General features: G+C 71.7%; 2 protein-coding genes and 1 pseudogene. 2 read left to right on the top strand and 1 reads right to left on the bottom strand.

The window, feature by feature from the left end:
• On the top strand, positions 1-340 hold a 340-nt coding region (locus RMO85_RS05475), incomplete at its 5' end, for a single-stranded DNA-binding protein (RefSeq protein WP_310527109.1).
• Here RMO85_RS05475 and RMO85_RS05470 read toward each other — a convergent pair.
• A complete protein-coding gene (locus RMO85_RS05470; RefSeq protein WP_310527104.1) occupies positions 300-1,436 on the bottom strand; it encodes a DUF1015 family protein in 1,137 nt (378 codons plus the stop codon). The two genes, RMO85_RS05475 and RMO85_RS05470, sit on opposite strands and share 41 nt — an antisense overlap.
• 47 nt (positions 1,437-1,483) lie before the next feature.
• Between RMO85_RS05470 and RMO85_RS05465 the strand changes: the two are divergent.
• Positions 1,484-1,874, top strand: a pseudogene (locus RMO85_RS05465) (HAD family hydrolase); the annotation flags it as partial.

Below are 1,874 nucleotides of genomic sequence, written 5' to 3'. Positions count from 1 at the left end.
ACAGACAGCAGTGGAGCAGGTCAACAGCGTGCGCCTGGTGGGACGACTCGGTGCCGAGGCCTCGGAGACGACGCTGCCCAGCGGAAGCGTGCTCGTCGCGTTCCGGGTGGTGATCGATCGGCCGGCTGAGCACGAGTCGCGCCAACGCGTGGACGCGCTGGAGTGCACGGCGTGGACACCGCGTGTGCGGCGCTCGGCACGGTCCTGGCGCAAGGGCGACCTGGTCGAGGTCGAGGGTGCGGTGAGGCGCCGCTTCTTCGCGACGGCACACGGCCGGGCGTCCAGGGTGGAGATCGAGGTCAGCGCGGCCCGGGTGATTCGTCGTGCACCGACCGCATGAGGACTCCGAGGCTCGGCTTCGGCTGGAAGGACGTGGCCTTCTCGGGCAGGAGCCCACCCCGGTTGACGAGGTCTCGCACCGCGGCGAAGTCAGGAGCCGGCAGCAGCACCGCCACGGTCCGGCGCTTCGCCCGGCTCAGGGCGTCCTCGGCGGCGTGATGGAACGCGATGGCGGTCGGTGCCTGCGCGAGCGCGGGGATGAGGGCGGCCTGGAGCCACTCCACGAGCTCGATCCCCGCGACGCTCGGGGGCGTCACCACGGCCCACCGCTCGGAGTCGGTGAGCACCAAGGTGTCTGGGGCCAGGTCTGCCAGGGCCTCGCTACGGTCTCCCGGGTGAACGGCGCCTCCGGCCTTGATGGCCGCGGCCGTGACGTCGGCGACGGTGACGCCGGTCAGTGTCCGATGGATCGCGCCCAGGAACAAGGGGGTGTCCGTCTGGTCGACGAGCATCGCCAGCCCCCGGTCCCACGGTGTCCCGGGGTGCGCCTCCTGGAGCTGCAGGTAGGCGGCGTACCGGTGGTGTCCGTCGGCGATGAGGGCGGCACCGTCGCGCAGCGACGTGTTGATGGCCGAGATCTCGACCGGGGCGGTGATGGCCCAGATCCGCTGCTTCTGCCCGGTGCGATCGAGGTACTCCACATCCGGTGCACGAGCCGCGACCGTCCGGAGCAGGGCGCGGACGTCCGCTGGGCCCTCGTGGACCAGCAGGATGGGGGCGGGGTTCATTCCCATCTCGTACATCCGCGAGGCGAGCTCGTCGGCCTGTGCCGGGTGGATGCCCTCATGGGGCCAGACCGCCCGGTCCTCGAGGCCCGAGGCCCGGCGGTCGATCGCGAGGGCTCCGACGAGGCCGCGGATGGTGAGGCCGCCGGCGGTGTACTCGTGCAGGAAGAGCGCCGGCTCCGCCGTGCGGATGACACGACCGGCCCGTTCCCACTCGAGCAGGCGGGCCGCTACTGCGCGATAGGGTCGCGCGAACGCACGCGCAGACGCGGGGTCGCCGACGCGACTCGGCGCCAGCAGCAGGGCCCGGAAGGGCTCGAGTCGCAGGGGCTTCGCCACGTACGGAGGCGTGATCACTGCCGCGAAGTCCATCGAAGCATCGTAGGGGCCGCGCACCAGCGGCTGACGGGAGGGTGAACGTGCTGAAGGCGTCCGAGGTGCCACTGATCGAGCGCCATGACCTCGCCATGTTCGATCTCGACGGAGTCGTCTACGTCAGTGGCAGGGCCATCGACGGGGTGGCGGAGCGGCTGCAACGAGTCCGCGACGCGGGCCTACACCTGGCTTTCGTCACCAACAACGCCTCGCGCACCCCCGAGAAGGTCGCGGCCAACCTGGTCGCGCTGGGGGTGTCTGCCACGGCGGCCGATGTGGTGACGTCGGCGCAGGCGGCGGCCCGGGTGATCAAGGACCGTTTCGGTCCGGCCGCCCGCGTCCTGCTGCTCGGCGGTGTCGGGCTGGTTGCCGCCAGGGCGGACGAGGGACTGATCGTGACGGCAGAGCCGAGCGACGCTGCGGCCGTGGTCAGTG

The organism is Nocardioides sp., from assembly GCF_031422975.1.
Taxonomy (GTDB): domain Bacteria; phylum Actinomycetota; class Actinomycetes; order Propionibacteriales; family Nocardioidaceae; genus Nocardioides.
Note: the sequence above shows the minus strand (reverse complement) of the source record. Positions and strands in the feature narration are given on the sequence as shown.